General features: G+C 34.8%; 4 protein-coding genes. All 4 read right to left on the bottom strand.

Annotated features, from left to right (window positions below):
* Positions 1 to 80 precede the first annotated feature (80 nt).
* Positions 81 to 10,529 (bottom strand): non-ribosomal peptide synthetase, encoded by a 10,449-nt coding sequence (locus B0A64_RS03915; protein ID WP_089478238.1) that lies wholly within the window; start codon positions 10,527 to 10,529, stop codon positions 81 to 83.
* A gap of 223 nt (positions 10,530 to 10,752) precedes the next feature.
* Entirely contained in the window at positions 10,753 to 16,473 is a 5,721-nt protein-coding gene (locus B0A64_RS03910) for a non-ribosomal peptide synthetase (protein ID WP_165769754.1), read from the bottom strand.
* Positions 16,474 to 16,486: 13 nt separating this feature from the next.
* The gene (locus tag B0A64_RS03905; protein WP_089478236.1) at positions 16,487 to 17,845 is read right to left on the bottom strand and encodes an aminotransferase family protein; all 1,359 of its coding nucleotides are present in this window, start codon (positions 17,843 to 17,845) and stop codon (positions 16,487 to 16,489) included.
* A gap of 97 nt (positions 17,846 to 17,942) precedes the next feature.
* The gene (locus B0A64_RS03900; protein ID WP_089478235.1) at positions 17,943 to 20,315 is read right to left on the bottom strand and encodes a condensation domain-containing protein; all 2,373 of its coding nucleotides are present in this window, start codon (positions 20,313 to 20,315) and stop codon (positions 17,943 to 17,945) included.
* Between the last annotated feature and the right edge of the window lie 126 nt (positions 20,316 to 20,441).

The following is a 20,441-nucleotide window of genomic DNA, read 5'->3' as shown; positions in this document are numbered from 1 at the left end:
TATTTTTTTAGTTACTTAACCTGAATACTATTGTGCTAAAATCAATAGGTATTTTTATTATATTAATATTTAGTCTTAAATTATAGGGCTGAGTTCATTAATTTGATAAACTTTTCTAAAGCATTATTTAAATCAATCTCCTTATTTTGGGTATTGTAATCATTTTCTAAAACTAATTTAATTGTAATTGAATTCTTATGCAAATTACATGTTAAATTAATCCCTTTGAAGTCCGGATTTTTGTCCAAATACTTTTTAGTCTGACTACCGGAATGGTCTATATACAAATCTCCTTCTTCGACCAGAAAATTAAAATAACCAATTGTACTTTTATCTAAATCTTTTTGGGTCGCTTTTATCAAATCCTCCCTGATGATTTCATACGGTATTCGTTGATACAATCTTGCCTCCAGATATTTTGCATAACATTTTCTAACAGCTTCAGCTTCAGCATCAAAATCAAAACGACTGTAGGTCAATGGCAATATATTATCTATGACACCGAGTACCTTAGAGGTTTCTAAATTTTTAATTTCCTGCTCTCTGCAATCGACCAAAACACGATAGATCTTTTTATCAGTATTGTCAAGATCATTTAAGATCATTTCAAAAAAAGTATTGAACAACGCACTTAGAGGAAGATTAAAGTTTATCGAGAATTTTTGAATACTTTCGAATAATGTACCTGAAACAATGGTTTCCTGAATTACAAAATCAAACTCTTCATTTTGTATTTCAATTTGATGGTTTGGTGCTACTATATCCTGCAATTTTTCGACCCAATACTTTCTTTCTTCCAATGCAGGTTTTGAAACCAAAAACTCTTTTTGATTGCTGGCAAAAGTAAACGGATGATAATAATCTGTTTTTTGACCGGTACTCTCCTGAAAGAAACTGATTAATTCTTTTTTTAATATTTTTCCGGTATAGTTATCTGCCAGTGCATGATGAACAGCTACAAAAACGGTTGCATTTTTTTCTTTTTGAAGTATAAAAACCCTGATAAGTTCCTGGTTAAGTACATCAAACCTGCTCAATAAAAAAGTTCTTCCTATTGCATCAATTTCTTCTGCTTTTACAGATGAAACATCAAGAAACAACCAATTAATTTTTACCTCGTCTGCCGAAATGTAACGCTGAAATAAACGATCTTTATCTGCTACAAATTCTACCGTTAAAGCCGGGAATTGAGAAAGAAATTCTCTGAATCTTTCCTGAAATGTAACTTCATTAAAAGATGATATTTCAAAATTTACAGTGACTGATGACGACGCTAATTTTAAAAAACGTCTCTGATTAGGCGTTGTCTCCAGCATATCGCCATATTGCCATTCGCGATCATCATCCTGATAGGCAACATTAGATTGTTTTACAGATAATTCGTTTATTAAGTTTGTCAATTGATTTTGATACAATGCGATCAGTTTATCTATTGTCTCTTGCTTAAATAAAGTACCTGAATAACGAATCGTCATACTAAGCTCTTCAGAAAACATAATCCCTGAAATATCCAATAATACATCTGTCTGACTATTAGCCGGATCAGATTCTGAGCCTATACTTTCTGCTGATAACTCAAATATTGATTCTTCCTTGCCATCGTTTGACTGCGTATCAAAATCTCCCAAATAATTAAACAAAATACTTGGCGTTAATTGGTTTTCGAATCGTTTGTCTAAATAATTCAGGATTCCATATCCAATTCCTTTATTCGGTATTTTTCGCAAAGATTCTTTTACTGCAATTAGTTCATTTTCGTCTGTATCCGAAAGCGCCAGTACAAAAGGATAAATGGTGGTAAACCAGCCTATCGTTCTGCCAATATCGATACCGTCTATAATTTCTTCCCTACCATGTCCTTCTACTTTTATAACACTTTTATTGACCCCAAAAACCTCTCTGATCGATAGTGCCAAAGCCGTTAAAAGAATATCGTTTATCTCTGTGTTATAGACATGGTGTATCTTGGTTTTTAATTTTTCTGTAACCAATTTATCCAATACGAAACTACTTTGCTGGTCAAGTTTCGAAATCCCTCGATTATCCTTAAAATCTACAGGCAATACCGGTATCACCTCTTTTGAAATTTCCTGCCAATAGGCTCTTTCTTTTTGCATTTTGTCGCTCTTGGCAAACTCTTTTTGCAAATGGGACCAGCGCAAAAACGAATCTGTTTTTAGCGGCAGTTTAAAGTCGTTTCCGGATTGGTATGCCTGATAACTATTAGAAAAATCTTCCAGCAAAATACGCCATGAAACGCCGTCGACAACAAGATGATGAACAATTAAGAGTAAACAATCCCCCTCTAAAAGTCTAAAATGACCAACCTGAAAAAGTACTCCTGAACCCAGATCAAAACCAGCCTGCAATTCGTCGCCTATGCGATGCAAGACCTCTGTTTGATTGGATTCTTCCTGAAGATCATAAAAATTAATTTTATAATGTTGCTCTACAGTATCTTCATTATACTGCAACCATGAATTGTTTTCTTGCTTATAAACCATTCGTAAAGCATCATGATGCAAAACCAATGCCGCCACTGATTGCTCTAAAATAGCCGAATCTATTCTTGCTTTACTCCTTAATACAACCGCTTGATTGTAATGATTTTTATTTAATATAGCTTCGTTCTCAAAGAAATAAGATTGAATTGGGGTTAAGGCAACTTCGCCTTTTACCAAAGACTGATCGATCGAAACGGTATTGGCTTTTATGAGCTTAGCCAAATCTTCGACAATTGGATTGTTTAAAATTTGCTCTACTTTGAGCGTATAACCTTGTTGTTTTAGTAACGAAATTATCCTGATGATTTTGATCGAGTCACCTCCTAAATTATAAAAACTGTCTTTGATACTTATAGTGTCATATTTTAGTACTTGGGACCAAACAGAAACTAAAAGTTTTTCTTCTTCGGTTCTTGCAACCACATATTCTTCCTTAATTAAATCATTATTACTAAAAGCCGGAAGAGCCTTCCTGTCTGCTTTACCACTTGATGTAAGCGGCATAACATCAAGCTGTACATAATAATTAGGAACCATGTAGTCTGTTAATACTTTTGATAAAGCTACTTTGATTTCTTTTTTATCCAAAATTTTTGTTGCCACATAATAGGCTACCAAAAATTTATCTCCTTCGTTTTCATGAACCACAACCAGAGCATGACTTACCTCTTCTACTAAAGCCAGGTTTCTTTCAATTTCTCCTAATTCTATTCGATGTCCCCTTATTTTGACCTGATTATCAATTCGACCTAAATACGCAATTGATCCGTCTTCTTGCCATTGTGCAATGTCGCCTGTTCGATATGCCTGATAGCCCTCTCTAAAAGGGTCTTTTATAAAACGATCTTTCGTCATTTCCTCCAGATTCAAGTACCCTTTGGCAACCTGTATTCCAGATATTATCAATTCTCCCTGAACCCCGTAAGGCTGTAATTGCAGGGTATTATTAACGATATATATTTTTGTATTTGCTATTGGTTTCCCAATACTTACTCCATGTTTAATAACATCTGTCTGAGTCAAATCTATAGCAGTTACGTCAATTGCTGCTTCAGTTGGACCGTACAGATTGTGTAATTGTGCTCCTGAAAATTTTTGTTTGCAATCGAGAGCTGTTGCAGCCGTCAATTCTTCTCCGCTACATACAATGTGGGACAGAGAACCGCATTGTCCTTTTTCTGTATATTCTAAAAAAGAACTTAACATCGAAGGAACAAAATGAAGGACTGTAACCTGTTCTTTTTCTATAATTTCCTGCAAATAAGCAACATCTTTATGTCCTTCCGGACGTGCAATAACAAGCGAACTTCCGGTAATAAACGGCAAGATTAATTCCCACACAGAAACATCAAAAGTATAAGGTGTTTTTTGAAGAAAAACACTGTGTTCATCTGCCTTCAAATACTCTTTCATCCAAAATAACCTATTGTATAAACCAGCATGGTGGTTTAAAACTCCTTTTGGTTTTCCTGTAGATCCAGACGTATAAATGCAATAGGCTAAGTGATTTAACTGGCTTAACTGAATTGCTGTTTTTTTGTAAAGATTTTGATTTAGTTTAAATTTCCCTAATTCATTTTCATCAATACAAACTTTAAAACCGGCATCTTTGGCGATATAATCAATTCGATCCTGCGGATAATGAACATCTATTGGTACATAAGCGCCTCCTGATTTCAGGATTCCGAAAATAGAAATTATCATGCGCTCGCTCCTATCCAGTTTTATACCCACCAAATCATCTGCTTTTATCGCGTAATTTTCTATTAGGTAAGCCGCCAATTGATTGGATTGCTCGTCTAATTCTTTATAGGTAAGTTTTGTGTCCCCAAATACAATAGCAATATTATCAGGTGTTTTTGCCAATTGCTCTTCAAATAAATCAACTACTGTTTTATCCTTAGGATAATCGACCTGAGTATTGTTAAATCCTACTAGCAATAGTTGTTTTTCCTGAGCTGTCAGGTAGTCTATTTCCTGAAGCAAGGTATCTTTTTGTGTACTAAACTGCTCTACTAAATTGGCAAAATGAGCCACAAGATTTTTTATCAAATCTTCTTTAAAAACTTCTGAATTGTATTTGAATAAAACTTCTAATGAAACAGATGAAATACCAATCGTTAAACTAAAATCATAATTCGTTTGTTCAAAAACATTAAGATCTTCTAATAATAATCTTGGTTTATTTTCCTCCTGCTCTTCTACTTCTACTTCATTTTCATGTACAAAGTAATTCTCAAAAATCACTAAACTTTTTATCAAATCCATTCCCAGTTCGCTTTGAGATTGAATTTCAGATAAATTTACATAATGATGCGAGTTGCTTTCAATTCCGTCAGCTTGTAATTTCTTTAATAATGATATTGGCGTATCTTTATTTGTATATTTTAATCTCACCGGAATAGTGTTAATAAATAACCCTATCATATCTTCGACACCGGATAATTCGCCTGGTCTGCCTGAAACTACCGCTCCAAATACCACGTCCTGAACGTTGTTATATCTTGATAGTAAATAGCCCCAAACTGCTTGTATAAAAATATTGGGGGTTACGGATATTTCCTGACACAGATTCGCTATTTTATTAAATAAAGTGCCATCAATAAAGAGTGTTTCCAGCTTTTCGTTGTACGTTGTTGCTTTTTCTTTGCTGATCTTAAAAGGAATATCTGTAATAGATTGCAGACCTTTTAAATAATTTTTCCAATAGGCTAACGATAAATCTTTGTCAATTTTTGATAACCAATTTATATATTCTGAATATTTTACCGGTACCGGAAGATTACTTTTTTTGTTTGTTGCAATAGCCTCCAGAAGGGCTGCAAAATCATTTATCAAAATGCTGATACACCAACCATCCATCAGAATATGATGATGGCTCCATAAAAAAACATACCTGCCTTTTTCTATTTCCAGAACTTTGAGGCGCATTAAAGAAGGGGTTTCAAAATCAAAACCTTCAAGTTTATCTGCTGCTTTTACTTTTTCGATATGTTCTTCAATAGTTTGCTCTTGCGTATTTGCTATTTTTTCATACGAAAAATGACCTGCTACTTTTTTATAAACAATTTGCAGGGGCTGACTTCCAAAATTATTGCTAAAAGCTGTTCTTAAGATCGAATATCTTGCTATTAATTCATTAAAAGCTTGCTGAACCAGTTCTATAGATAATTCTTCGCCATTTAAGGTATATGCCATTTGCTCAAAATACATTGGACTTGACGGATCGCGCAGCCAATAGTAATACATACCAAGCTGCAAAGGCGAAAGTTCGTAGATATCCTCTATGTTATTGTCCTGATCCAATACCAATAATTCCTTGAATGAAAGATTTTTATAGGTTAAATCAGAGGATGTCAAACGACTGTTATCGCTATTTGACACCGTTGCAATAAGTTTTTCTAAATGATCCTTGTAGGAGTTTAGGAATTTTACGATCGTTTGATCAGCATATCGATCACCTGAATACTGAACAGACATGCTAAGCTCTTTTGAAACTATCATACCTGAAACATCCAATAAAATAGTACTTTGTGTGTTCTCTTCGGGAACTGATGCGCCTATACTTTCTGATGAAAAGCTAAATAATGAATTGGGCGTATCTGAGATTGGATTACTGCCAAAATCTCCTAAATAGTTAAACTGAACAGAGGGTAACAATAGTGTATCGAATTTCTTATCCAAATGGTTCAAAATACCATACCCAATTCCTTTACCTGGTATTTTGCGCAAAGAATCTTTTACCGTAATTAATTCATGACCTGCAGCAGCTGTTATATCCAATACAAAAGGATACAGACTGGTAAACCAGCCAATGGTCCTGCTAATATCTACTGTCTCGATGATATCCTGACGACCATGTCCTTCTATTAGAACAACGCTTTTTTCGGCTTTAAAAACGTCCTGAATTGCCAGAGAAAGCGCCGTTAATAAAATATCGTTTATATCTGTTTTATAAACATGATGTACTTGCGTTTGCAGTATTTCTGTAGTTCTTTTGTCTAATACAAAACTTTTTTCTTTGTTAATTTTTGCCACATGTTGATTTTCATTGTAATCAACGGGTAATAACGGAATTGATTTTTTTGAAACTTCGTCCCAATATTTTCGTTCTTTTTGCATTGTTCTGCTCTTTGCAAAATCTTGCAGCAAATAAGACCAATGCAGGAACGAATCGGTTTTTAAAGGCAATTCAAACGGCTTACCCAATTGGTATGCGTTGTACAAACCTGATAAATCCTCTAATAAAATGCGCCAAGAGACTCCATCAATTACCAAATGATGAACAATTAACGCCAATCGATCTCCATCAGATAGTCTAAAATGTCCTACCTGAAATAAAACCCCAGAACTGATATCAAAACCGGATTGCAATTTTTTGCTAATTTCGAGCATTGCAGCACGCTCATCCTGTTCTTTGCGCAAGTCATAAAAGTTAATTTTATACTGTTGCTCAGCGGTATCTTTGTTGTATTGTTTCCAGGAATTATTCTCGAATGTATACACCATACGCAGCGCATCATGATGCCTTACGAGCGCTACAATCGATTGCTCTAATAGATCTGATGCTATTTCCGGCGCACTAAACAATACTACAGATTGGTTGTAATGATTTTTGTTGGAAATAAAATCACTTTCAAAAAAATGATGTTGTATTGGTGTCAAAAAAACGTCTCCTGCTACCTCAGACTGATTGATGGTAACGGTATTAGAGACCATTAATTTTGCTAAATCTTCTAATACGGGATTTCTCAGTATCTGATCGACTTTTAAGACATAACCCTGCTGTTTTAATCTCGAAATTACAAGGATCGACTTTATAGAATCTCCTCCAAGATTATAGAAACTATCTTTTATACCTATTTTTTCATACCCCAATAATCCGGACCAGACTGTAGCCAATACCATTTCTTGTGGTGTTTGGGGTGCTATATATTCTTCTTTTATAAGATCTGATTCCTGAACTTCCGGAAGTGCTTTTTTATCTACTTTTCCGTTTGGTGTCAAGGGCAATGCTTCTAATTGAATAAAATAACCTGGCAACATATAATCCGGCAGTACTTTGCTTAAACCGGATTGTATTGCTTTTTTGTCTAAAACTGTATCTGAAACATAATACGCAACCAAAAATTTATCGCCTTCATTCTCACTTACAATAACTACAGACTTATTTATGCCTTTTTGCAAATGCAAGTTTCTTTCTATGTCTTCTAACTCAATACGATGTCCGCGAATTTTGACCTGATCATCAATTCTGCCCAAACAATCAATAGTACCATTTGCCAGCCATTTGCCAATGTCTCCGGTATTGTACATTAATGCTCCGTCGACAAAAGGATTTTTTATAAACCGCTCATTAGTTAGTTCCTCATTTTTCAAATAGCCTTTTGCAAGACCATCACCACCAATAAAAATCAAACCGGGCATACCTACCGGCAATAATTTAAGCTGATTGTCGAGAATATAAATTTGGGTATTGTTTATGGGCGTGCCTATATTAGAACTTTCTGTTTCTACTTTTTTTACCGTTGACCATATTGTCGTCTCGGTTGGTCCGTAGAGATTCCAGATTTCTTTACAGCTGTTTTTTAGCTTTTTTATTAAGCTGACACTTAGTGGTTCACCTCCACAAAATACTTTTAAGTCCGGATCTCCTTTCCAGCCACTTTCTGTCAATAGCTGATAAAAACTTGGTGTTGCTTGTATTATCGAAGGTTTAAGCGCATTCATTTTTTCGATAATCAATACGGGATCTATCAAAATTTCGTGGCTTGCCACATACAAATTGGCACCGGAAATCAAAGGCAGGAAAAACTCTAATATCGAAATATCGAAGGAATAAGTCGTCACCGAAAAAAAGGTATCCTCATTGCTTATACCCGGTTTTGTAGCCATACTTACTAAAAAATTGACCAATGAACGATGACCAATTTCAACTCCTTTAGGGTTACCTGTCGATCCCGAGGTATAAATAATGTAAGCAGTAGCATTTGCTGCAATTGCCGTATGTTTTTTAGTATTTGTATCGGGTAATTTATCCAGAAATTCTTCCAGAAAAAGGATACTGTCTATTTTACCTTCGTTTAAAGTAACATCAATACTTTTTTCTGAAATTAATAATTTGACCTCACTATTTGATACAATCCAATTGAGTCGGTCTACAGGAAATTTAGGATCCAGCGGAATATAGGATCTCCCGGATTTTAAGATCCCTAATAATACTGCGATCAATTTTGAGGATCTTGTAAGCATTATTGCAATCGAAGATTTATCTTCCGGACCATATTCTGCCAGTAAATAAGCTGCTATCTGATCTGAAAGCTGATCGAGTTCCTGATACGAATATAAAAATTGATCATCTTGTACAGCTATAGCATCGGGGCTTTTTTTAACTTGTTCTTCAAACAAATCAACCACCGTTTTATCTTTTGGATAATCGACTCCGGTATTGTTAAAGTCTATTAATAATTGCTGTTTTTCGGTTGTAGACAAATAATTTACTTCGTCTATTTTTGCTTCGGGAGCGACCAGTAATTCCTGCAATAATGACTTAAAATGTTTCATTAATTGCGAGATTATGCTTTGGTCATAAATATCACTATTGTGTATGGTATTGAAACAGATTACATCGCCAATTTCATGAAAATGAAATTCGATATCTGTTTTACAAATATATTCGCCCAAATCCTCGATACGATCAAAATTTATTGCCGTAAGACCTTCATGGCTTGTTTTTATATTATGAAAATCGACCGTAAAGTCAAAAATTGGGTTTCGGCTCGTATCTTTTCTCTGATTAAGATCAATTACCAACTGATCAAAAGGATAATTTTGATGTTTGTAGCCCAATAATGTATTTTCTTTTAATCTTCTAAAAAAAGTCAAAAAACTATCGTTTTCCTGCAATTGATTGCGCAACGACAATAACTTAACATAATACCCGATCTGATCCTGCAAAGCTTGCTCTTCCCGACCTGCAATGACCGTACCTACTACGATATCTTTTTCGTTGGTGTATTTGTACAACAGTATTTTTAGCACTGCCAAAAATCCCATAAAAAGGCTTCCGCCTTCGGGTTGTACTAACTTTCGCAATGCGATTACTTCCTGAGACGAAATATAAGTTGTAAGGCTTCGACCGTTATATGTTTTTACTTTGGGTCTGGTTTTGTTGCCGGGTAAATTTAAAACAGGCAATTCGCCGGACAAATTTTCTAACCAATAGTCTTTGTGAGCTTTCATTCCCTCAGTTGCCAATTGCTCTTGCTCCCAGGTTGCATAATCTTTGTACTGAAGGTATAATTGTGGTAAACTTGGAGAAATCCCCTTTAGATTAGCTTCATAAAACGAAAGTACTTCTCGTTCCAAAACTTCGTTCGACCAGCCATCTGTAATGATGTGATGCAATATATAATAAAAAACATAGCTGTTATTGGCGCGCTGCAAAAGAAAAACCCTTAGCAATGGCCCGTTTGCCAGGTCAAATGCTTTTAAGGAATCGTTGGCAATAAAAGCCTCTATTTTTAAGTCACTATCCGGATCTGCTCTAAAATCCTTGTGCTCTATTGCAAAACCGGATTGGTTTCTATTTTGTATAATTTGTTTTATTTCTCCATTTTCATCCTGCCTGAAAACAGTTCGTAATATTTCATGCCTGTCAATTACGGATTCTATGGCTTTTTGCAAAAATGCAGGATTGTCAATATTATCCAGTTTTATAACCGATGGAATGTTGTAAGCAATAGAAGATTCTTCGATCTGGCTCACTATCCATAAACTTTTTTGCGATGACGAGATTACATAATTCTCTGCTTCCGGCGCTTTTTTTATGCCGGAATTTGTGGCTTTTTTAATTGACTTTAAATAATTAATGATATCATTTTTTTGATCTTTGATTTCATTTATTAAGTCAGACGGAATCTTACCCTTACTAGCGGTAATTTCAATATTATTCTCTTCGTTTAAAATTAGATTTATATTTTGCTGTCTTAATTCTGAAAGTAAATCTTTAACTGATTTAATCATTTTTATGAAAATTTCGTATTAGTATTCAATCTTTTTTCCGCCAGATCATCTTTAATTATTCCTGGATCAATACTTGCAACAATTCGTTGGGTATCCTTAATTCTAAAACATAGAAACATAGATTTTGTTTATTAAAAAAAAAGGCTTTTCAATAATTTAAATGCATATACTCATCTATGTTTCTATTTGATAATTTGTTTTTTCAAACTACATCTTATTCTTTTTAGATCGTTATCTTATCCGTTACTTCGTCCTCGATAACATCATTATTATACCAGATTTCATTTACTATTTTTTCTGCTAAGCCTTGTACTGTAGGTTCTCTAAAAAGGTTTACAAGATCAATTTTTACATTGTGTTTTTTCTGGATCTCAGCCACAATTTTAATTCCTATAATACTATGCCCGCCCAATTCGAAGAAATTGTCTGTGATCCCTATTTCGTCTATGCCTAAAACCTCTTGCCATATTTCGACAATTTCTCTTTCGGTTTCATTTGTTGGTGCTACATATTCCTTTTTTATGATATCATCTCCGGTAAGATTTGGCAAAGCTTTTTTGTCTATTTTACCGTTTGAGGTCAAGGGTATATTTTGTAATTCGACAAAAAAGGACGGCACCATATATTCCGGAATATTGCTCAGGAGATACGTTCTCAATTGTGCTTTATTAATTTCTCCACCAGCAACATAATAGGCTATAATTGTTTTTTCCTGATTTACTTCTTTAATCAATACGACAACCTGTTGCAGCGTCTCTGAATATTTTAAAATATGGGTTTCAATTTCTCCTAATTCTATTCGATATCCTCTTACTTTTACCTGATCGTCGATTCTGCCTTTATAATCTATGGTACCATCGGGAAGCCATTTGCCCAGATCTCCTGTTTTATAGATTCTTTCTCCTTTATTAAATTTGCTTTCCGGAAACTTTTCGGCCGTTAGATCCGGACGATTCAGGTATCCTTTTGCCAATCCTGCTCCTCCAATAAAGATTTCTCCAATGGCTCCTTCTATTTGCAAATTATCAGATTCATCGAGAATATAGATCGACGTATTCCAGATTGGTTTTCCAATTAATATGGGCGCTCCAATTGCGTTCACTTCATAAACAATACAACCTACTGTAGCTTCTGTTGGGCCGTATTCGTTATAAATCCTGATCGATGGGTTTATTTTCTTTAAGATCGCAACATGTTCCTGACGTAGTTCTTCGCCACCTACTATTGCAACTTCGATAGTATTTGAACTGATATCCAGATTGCCTAAAACATTGATGTGCGCAGGCGTTAATTTTATACCAGAAATTTCGCTTTTTAAATATTTCGCTAACACATTTGAAATCTGACTTGTAGAATCAAAAACAGTAAGGTTGCCACCACTTATTAAAGGAAGAAATAAGCTCGTAATCGTTAAATCGAAAGATAACGAGGTAAATAACCCAAAATTTGTGTTGGTTAGATTTTCTTTTAAATAATGATTTTTTGCCCAAACCAGATAATTAGACAAGGAACGATGTGCAATCGTAACTCCTTTTGGCAATCCTGTAGATCCTGATGTATAAATAATGTAAGCAACATCGTTTAGTGCAACATCAATTTTGTCTTCATTAAAATCTTCAACAGGAGCAAATTCAACATCAATAGACAGTATATTACCCTCGTAAAAATCCAATTCAAAGATAAAAGACGTTTCGGTTATCAATAAGTTCAACGCTGTATCTTCTATAATAAAAGCTTTGCGATTATCCGGCAGTTCTGAATCAATAGGGATATAAACGGCACCGGATTTTAAGATTCCTAAAATAGAAACAATCGACCACTTGCTATGGTTTAATTGTACACCAACCGTGTTGCCTTTTGCAATGTCAAATTCTGTTCGTAAAGTATGCGACAACTGAGCCGATAAATGATCCAGCTCTTTGTAGGTTAATGTTCCGCCATCAAAAACAACTGCAACAGCATCTGGTGTTAATGCAACCTGATCTTCAAACAATTGTACAAAAGTTTTTTCTATAGGTGCCACCATAGTAGCGGCATTAAAGCCTAATAGTTTCGACTTCTCTTTTTCTGACAAACAATCGATTTCCTGAATAAGAATAGCAGGATTGTCAAAAGCCTGCGTAAAAATATGCTCTAAATGAGAATATATAGCAGTCATTTGATCTTTTGTATAAATATCTGTGTTGTAAGAGATATTCAGGGATAATCCGTCTATTGCTTCGATAAAGGTAAATTCGATATCAAACTTTGATGTTTTTCCTTCTATTCCATATCCTTCGACTTCAAGATCTTTGAGCGAATCTTTGTTCTCTAAATTCGTCAGTTGATCCTGATTTTGCAAATCGATCATGACATCAAATAAAACAGATCTGCTTCTGTCTCTTTTTATATTTAATTTCTCTACAAGTTCATCAAACGGATAAGACTGATGCTCATAAGCTTCTAATAATATTTGTTTTTCTTTTTTTAATAAAGCTGCAAAACTTTCTTTTTTATCAATTTTGGTTCTGATAGGCAAAAGATTCAAAAACAAGCCTATCTGGTTCTCTAAATCCGGATGTTCTCTTCCTGCAATCGATGTACCGCTTATGATATCTGTTTGATTAGAATATTTGTACAACAGTACTTTTATAGCTGTCATTAAGGTCATGAACAGGGTAGCGTCATGCGATTTCGAAAAAGCTTTTATTTTATCCAGTACTGGTTTCGAAAACTTATCATAAACGTTATCCCCATTATAGGTTTGCACTAACGGACGTGCTTTGTAACCCGGTAAATCCAGAACAGGTAAATCTCCTGAAAACTGCTCCAGCCAATAGTGCTCTGATGCTTTTAGCTCCTGCGTTTTTACTTCGGCATTAAGCCATACCGCATAATCTTTGTATTGTATTTTGAGATCCGGCAAATTAATTTCTTTACCCTGAACTAATGCATTGTAGATTTGTACGATCTCTGAAATCATTAATTTCATCGACCATCCGTCTCCAATAATATGGTGCATGGATAAGAAAAACACGTGGCTGTCCTGGTCTAAACGAATCATTGAGGCTCTTAAAAGAGGTGCCTGATCCAGAGAAAAAGGTGCTGCATTTTTGTTTCTAAAGTAGTCGAATATCAAAGTCTCCTGATCCGGCTCATTGCTAAAATCTTCTTCTTCGATACTAAATTTTAATTCTTCTGTCGGGATTATGTATTGTCGTACTTCTCCGTCTTCGTTTGTATCAAAATAGGTTCTTAAGGCTTCATGTCGTTCTATCAATTTCCGAAAAGATTCTTCGAATTTTGGTACATCGATAGTACCGGTAAACTTAACAGCTGTGGGCATATTATAAGCCAATGCCGCACCTTCGAGCTGGTTTAAGATCCAGAATCTGCGTTGAGAAGTTGTTACAGGATAAGACGATGCCGGTTCTGCAAGAGGAATTGCAGTATACGTTAGTTCTTTTAGATGGCTGCTTAAATCCTGAATAGTTGGATTCTCGAAAAATATTTTTAACGGAACACTTTTTCCCAACTTTTTGTTGATTCTGTTAAACACCTGAAAAGCCAATAAACTATGACCGCCCAGTTCGAAAAAATTATCGTTTATTCCAATTTTTTCAATCGCCAAAACTTCCTGCCATATCTCGACCAACTGCTCCTCGACTTCGTTTCTTGGTGCGACATACTCCTTTTTGACTAAATCTTGTTCTGAAATAAGCGGTAACCGTTTTTTATCAATTTTTCCGTTTTTAGTCAAAGGGAAACTCTGCAAGTGTATGTATGCAGCAGGAATCATGTATTTTGGTAATTTTTTTAAAAGCTGTGCTTCAATAACGGCTTTATCAATTTCGTTTTCAGACAGGTAATACAACGCAATTATTTGCTTGTCTGTATAAGCAATTGCTTTTGCATTTTTTATCTGCTCAATTTCATTTGCGATATTTTCTATGGCATCAAGCTCGATTCGATGTCCTAATATTTTTACCTGATTGTCATTTCTGCCAATAAATTCCATTGTGCCATCTGGCATAAAACGTCCTAAATCGCCTGTTTTATAGATTCTTTCCGAAGTCGTTATACCAATCATTGGTCCTTTTAGAAAAGCCTCTTTTGTACGTTTTTCATCATTAAAATAGCCACGACCCACACAAGGACCCGCCAGTAATATTTCGCCCTTAATCCCAATAGGCACGCGTTGCATATTTTGATCTACAATATGAACTTCGCAATTTTGGATAGGATCTTTCATTACGGGAACGGAATAATTTCCGGGAACCTGACTCATAAAAATATGAGAGATATCATCCGAAACTTCAGTGGCACCATAAGTATTTATGATTGGAATGTTGGGATACAAATCCAGCCATCTTTTGACCATTGCTTTAGTCAGCGTTTCTGCATTTAGTATTACAGAATTTAAAACTAATACCGTTTTGCTCTCGCTCTCCATATAATTGAGCATTTCCAGCAAATACGACGGAACGAGCTCTAATACGGTAACCTGATCGACAGCAATTTTATCTACAAACTGATTGACGTTTAAAACCCGTTCGTCGTCGTAAATAATACTTGTACCTCCGGCAACCAAAGGCGCAAAAAATTGCCAAACCGAAATATCAAAAGTATGCGGTGCATTTTGTGCCACAATACTATTGTTATCAATTGTAATTTCTGTTATTTTGGCGCCAATATGATTCAGCATTCCAAAATGTTCGATCATTGCCCCTTTTGGCTTACCTGTAGAACCGCTGGTGTAGATGACATAAGCCAAATCGCTTAAATCAATATCGACTTCAGGTACAGCCTCTGAAAGAGCACTTATTTTTGAATCTATTTCATTCAAATCCAGTATCGAAACCTTTGTCTTTAATCTGTTTAGCTGTTCCCTGACTTTGGGATCATCTGTAATAACGGCTTTTAAATTCGAATTCTCTATGATGTGCAAAAGTGCTTCGTCTGATAGGTTTGTTGCCATTGGTACATAAGCACTTCCGGCTTTCCAGACAGACAAAATCCCTTTTACCATATTGATAGATCTGGACAACATAACCCCAAAAAGATCATCTCTTTTGGCTTCATATTCTTCCAGAATATATCGGGCAATTTTATTGGTTTGCTTGTATAAACCACTGTAAGTAATGGTTTCTAAACCGCTTATTATAGCCGTTTTATCCTGCTGTTTTTTACATTGCTCGTTTAATAAATCTACGATATTATTATCCAGAGAAAAATAAGCTTTTGATTTGTTTACTTCGTTTAAAAAACTGAGTTCTGTGTCTCCTCTAAACTCGATTTCTTTTACGATCGCGTTCGTGTTTTGCAGTATTTCGTTTAGTAATTTATTAAAATTCTCACCAAACAGGGTTAACAGCTGCGTATCATACATTTCGCCTTTAATGCTTATTTCCAAATACGGAGCCTGGGCATCAAGACTAAAATTGAATATGGTTTTTACTGCTGAAGCTACTTCCTGGCTTTCGTTATTTATGACGATACCAAAATGTACTTTTTTTTGAAAATCTTCAAAATTTAAAAAAGAGTCCTTAAAAATGTCCAGATCAAAAGTATGGTCAATTGCTTTTAAAATATCTCCTTTATGAGACGAAAAGATACTTTTAAAACTTTGATAATGATCGATTACAGGTTTTAAGACAAAAAGTTCTTTTTCGTTTTGTAACGAATCAAACTGATTTGCAGAAGATAAAAAGGAAAAATTCTCTTCGTAATTGGATAGTAATATGCTTAACGTACTAAAATAAAAGTCAAATACTAAAACATCAGAACTATTACAAAGTTCGTTTACCTTAGTTACATCCTGTTTATTCAAATACACTCTTACTTTATCTAAAGAGTTTTCATTTTTTAAGTTTGTTCCTCCAAAAAATGAAATTGAATTTGTATCCAGATTATCCGTCAAAAATTTATTTAGAAATTCTTCGACTATAGCCTTTTTTAAATTCATCGTGTTTTCCATGTTATACTCTTTGCTTTTTAATTTCTGTTGTAACTTCTTTTAAACAAGTTCTTAAAACCGAAATAATTTCGTCCAGTTGCTCTTCGTTTATTGTCAATGGAGGTGTTATCAGGATATGGTCTCCTGAAATGCCATCTACAGAACCTTTGCCGGGATAAAGAACTACGCCTTTTTCGATCGATTTTTCGCCAATCATTTTAGAAATTCCCATTGCGGCAGGAAACGGTTGTTTGGTAATTTTATCCTGAACCAGTTCGATCCCGCATTGTAACCCAATTCCTCTAACATCGCCAACGATATCAAACTCATAAAGAGATTCTAGTTTTTTAAGAAAAATTGCTCCTATATTTTTCGAGTGATCGATTAATTTTTCTCTTTCGATGATATCCAGTACCAGATTACCAACGGTTGCCCCTACAGGGTTGCAGGCAAAAGTATGACCGCCTAAAAAGGCTGTTTTTGTATCTACAAATGGTGACATCACTTTTTCTGAAACGATTACTGCTGATAACGGAAAATAACCGCCGCTGATTCCTTTTCCGCAAGCAATAATATCCGGAACTACTCCAAAATTATTGATCCCGAAATTTTCACCTGTTCTTCCAAATCCGGACAAAATCTCATCAGATATCACTAATATTCCATATTTTCTACAGATGGCATAAATCCCTCTAAAATAATTTTCAGGTGGCGGAACCGCTCCTAATGCTGCGGCAATAACAGGCTCTGCAATAAATGCTGCAATGGTTTCAGGTCCAGCTTCGACTATAGTAGTTTCAAACTCATTAAGAAGACTTTCTACATATTCGGCTTCATTATATTCACCCGGTCTTCTGTAGTTGTAAGCTGCAGATACGTGCGGGAAATTATTGAGCCATTTGCTGTACAATTCGCGTCTTGCTTTCATGCCGCCCACATCAAGTGTAAAAACCGAATTTCCGTGATAGGTACTCCATCTCGAAATGATCTTGTAGCGTTTTGTATCACCTCTTAATTGGTGGTATTGCAGGGCAAGTTTTAAGGCATTTTCGACCGCTTCTGTACCGCTCATAACCGTCCATGCTTTTTGAAAACCAGCCGGAGCAAAGTCTACAAGCCTGTCCAGATAATTCTCGACAACCTCTGAACTAAAAGCATGTGTTGGCAATACAGACACTCTGGCGATTTGCTGGCTCACGGCATCTGCCACTTCCTGACGTCCATGACCAATGTTTGCTACAGAAGAAGATCCTGCTGATCCGTCTAAATATCTTTTACCGTTTTCGTCAAAAAGATAAATCCCTTTTCCGTATTGAATTTTTGGATAGGTTTTGCTCATATCTGGGCAAACTACCATTGATTGAATTAATGATTTGATCATGTGTTTCTCGTCAAAATGTTTAATTAAAAAGATTCTTCATTTCATGGCATTTCTAAAAAAAAAGGTATTCCTGTATAGAAAATGCTGTATTATTGTTTTAGAAATTTTCTTCTAAAATGGTGTTTTGTTTATCCTTACCCGCAGGCAGTTGCAGGTTAAAATCTAAATTAAGATTACTTATTTGTGTGGTGCCAAAATCGTTTTCCTGATGGGTTACCTGCCTGACCAGATTTAAAAACCTGTTTGCAAAAAGCTCGATATGAATTTTATCAAAAAGTGAATTGTTGTAGGTTAAAATACAATCTAAGCCATCTGCTTTTTCCTGAAATTCTAACGAAAGATCAAACTGACTTAACAGGTCATTGTCAGGACTAGTATTGTTTTGAAATTCTTTTGCCAATGTTCCGGCACCGGATAAAGGATTCGTTTTTTCCTGAAAATCTACAAAAACATTAAAAAGTCCGGAGTACGATTGCTCTTCTTTGTATGCTATTTGTTCCCGTAGTACTTCTGATGAAATCCAAAAATCATCCTGTATACTTGAAATACTATTTTTAATAGATCCGTACAGGTATTGCAAGGAATCATCTTCTTTGATATTCGAAACAATGGGCAAAAAATTGTGTGCTGCTGAAGAATTATTGTCGCCAGCCTTCTCTATTGAATAAAATGGCGAACCAATCATAATTTTATCCTGATCTGTATATTTATAAATCAGGAGTTTTACTAAAAATAATACTGTCGTATGCAGGCTGTCTTCAGGATTACCGGAAATTATTTTTAATTGTTTTGTAAGTTCATTGTCAACTTCAAACTGTATTTTATTTGTTGTATAGGTATAATTTTCAGGTCTTTGTTTCTCAAACGGAAATTTGACTTTAGGAATTCCTGCTGCAAAAACACCTTTCCAATACTCCGCTGCCAGGAGTTCTTCTTTTTCTGCAGTTGTCAGGTATTCTATACTTTTTACAATTGCATTGGGATTTTCTAAGAGTACCGCAAGTAATTGTTTAAAATGGGTCATGAATTTCTCAATCTTCACTTTATCATAAAGATCTTCATTAAAAATTGTGACAAAAGAAATTGAATTTCCAATTTCCTCAAACTCAAAATTCAAATCAAAATTAGATTTCATGTTCCCGGAATCAATTACAGTATCATATTTATCTTCGTCGATTATGGGTTGATTGTCTGTATCGACTATGTTATGAAGGACATACATGATATCAAAAAATGGATTTCTGTTAAAATCCCTTGCCGGATTTATCTCTTCTACAAGTACATCAAACGGATAAATTTGATGCGAGAATATTTCAAGTGTAGCTTTTTTTACGTTATTAAAAAACCGCAAAAAGCTATCGTTTACATCAATTTTATTTCTTAAAGCAAGAGAGTTTACATAAAATCCTATTTGATCCTCGAGATCAGAATCTTCTCTGCCCGCCACCACAGTACCTACAATAATATCGTCCTGAGCGGTGTATTTATTAAGGAGCACTTTAAGTACTGATAAAAGTCCCATGAACAAACTTCCGCCATTCTGGATGCAAAAATCCTTAATCCTGCCGGTTAAAACCGGATTAAGATAAGTGGTTAAAGCATGGCCGTTGTAGGTAGTTGTTTTGGGTCTGGTTTTTATACCCGGCAGGTCTAATTTTGGTAAGTCTCCGGATAATAATTGCGCCCAGAATTCTTCATGTTTTTTATAATCTCCGTTTTTTATCGCATAAAACTGCCACGATGCATAATCTTTATATTGTATTCTTAAATTTTCGAGATTGCATTTATTGCCATATTTAATAGCTTCATAATAAGCAAATAAATCTCTTTGCAATATTTTTAATGACCATCCGTCAGTAATAATATGATGTAGGTTAAAATAAAAAATGCACAAATTATCAGCTGTTTTTATAAAAGCTACTCTTAATAACGGACCGTTTTCCAGATCAAAAACCGTATCATTATCCTTATGGATATAGGCTATGGCTTTGTTATAAGGCTCTTTGTCATTTCTAAAATCAAGATGCGCTACCTTAAAATCTAATTGAGTGTGGCTCAAAATCAATTGTCTTACTTCTCCGTCTTCGTTTAATTTAAAGATAGTTCTGAGTATTTCATGCCTGTTAATCATTTCAAAAATTGCAGCTTCGAATATACTTACATCATAATCTCCGTTAAGCTCAACCAGATTTGAAATATTATAGGTTTTAGAATTTTCTTCGTTCTGACTTTGTATCCATAATCTTTTTTGGGCATTAGAGATTGGATAACTTTCGGATAATTGTACATTTTTGATTCCTTTATTCACATTTGAATGCTGAGTAAGGAAATCCATTAGTCTGGTTTTATTTTCTTTTAATTTTTTTAAAATTACATCATCGATCTCGCCATCAAAATTGATTTCGAGATTGTTTTCTTTCAATGAAACTCTTATGTTTTTTTCTTGTAATTCTTTTATTAAATCAACCATCGTGTCTGTCGTACTTAAAAATCGTAATTGCCTACTATTGCGAAAATAATGCTCGAATGAGGATAAAAATTACGGGGTTTTTAAATAAAAATTACGGGGTTTAAAATCTCCCTTTATTTCGATAAA

The organism is Flavobacterium araucananum (genome assembly GCF_002222055.1).
GTDB classification, from domain to species: Bacteria; Bacteroidota; Bacteroidia; order Flavobacteriales; family Flavobacteriaceae; genus Flavobacterium; species Flavobacterium araucananum.
Note: the sequence above shows the minus strand (reverse complement) of the source record. Positions and strands in the feature narration are given on the sequence as shown.